The organism is Serratia sp. H1w (assembly GCF_000633355.1).
Lineage (GTDB): Bacteria > Pseudomonadota > Gammaproteobacteria > Enterobacterales > Enterobacteriaceae > Chania.
In genome coordinates this window covers 1-1,123 of the sequence record NZ_AYMQ01000199.1, presented here as the reverse complement: position 1 = coordinate 1,123, position 1,123 = coordinate 1, and the positions used below count along the sequence as shown (strand labels likewise).

The 1,123-nt window shown below is 67.8% G+C and carries 2 protein-coding genes; one reads left to right on the top strand and one right to left on the bottom strand.

Annotated elements, in window-relative coordinates:
• Positions 1-903: acyltransferase domain-containing protein (locus tag U869_RS0128665; protein WP_255330953.1), on the bottom strand; the 903-nt coding region annotated here is incomplete at its 3' end.
• A gap of 15 nt (positions 904-918) precedes the next feature.
• Between U869_RS0128665 and U869_RS32695 the strand changes: the two genes are divergently transcribed.
• On the top strand, positions 919-1,123 hold a 205-nt coding region (locus U869_RS32695), incomplete at its 3' end, for a hypothetical protein (RefSeq protein ID WP_232785422.1).

Genomic DNA, 1,123 nt, shown 5'->3' with positions numbered 1-1,123 from the left:
CACCGCCTCTGACTCGCCGCGCTTTCTTTGCAGACTCGCAACCAGCTGCACATCCTCCACGCCGTCACCCAGGCATTCCGCTACCATGCCCAGCAGCGTGCCCTGCGGCCCCAGCTCGATAAACTCTGTCACTCCGTCATTCAACAGCGTACCTACCCCGTCCGCGAAGCGCACCGTCTCCATCACGTGCGCCACCCAGTACCCCGCCGTGCACAGCGCTTCTCCCCCAACCTCACCGCTCACGTTGCTCACCACCGCCACCGACGGCCGCTGATAGCCTACACTCTCTGCCACATCGCGGAACGCCTCCAGCATCGGCAACATCAGCGACGAATGGAACGCATGCGACACCGCCAGCTCCGTCGCGCGACCACCTTGCACCACGCATTTTTCCATCACGGTACGCACCGCGCCGCTTTCACCGGATATCACCACCGACGACGGCCCGTTTACCGCCGCCAGCGACACCGCCTCTCCCTCTGTCAGTGCCCGTACCTGCGCCTCCGGCAGGCCCAGCGCCGCCATGCTCCCCCCCGACGGCAGCGCCTGCATCAGCCGACCTCGGGCCGCCACCAGACGCGACGCGTCTTCCAGCGTGAACACCCCGGCAACATAGGCTGCCGACAGTTCGCCCAGGCTGTGGCCCGCCACGTAATCCGGCTCCACACCCCATGAGCGCCACAGGGCCGCCAGCCCCGCCTGCAAGGCAAACAGCGCCGGCTGCGTCCAGCCCGTTTCCGCCAACTGCCCCTCGTCACTGCCCCACATTACCGCCTTCAGGTCGCCACCCAGGTGCCGGCCCAGCGCCTCACAGGCCGCGTCAAATTCGCGTCGGAAGGCTGGCCACTGCGCCCAGAGTTCACGGCCCATGCCGATACGCTGTGAACCCTGCCCGGTGAACAGCCACGCCCGCCGGCCGTGCCCGCTGATGCCGCTGCGTGTGCCACCCGGCTGTTCACCACGCGCCAGCCGGGCCAGTTGCTGCTCTGCCGTTTCCCGGTCACCCGCAACCAGCGCCAGACGATGCTCATGGTGGGTACGGGTGGTCGCCAGGCTCCAGGCGGTGTCCTTAAGCAGGATATCTGGATGGGCGCGCAGGTGTGCGGCCAGCCGTTCTGCCGCC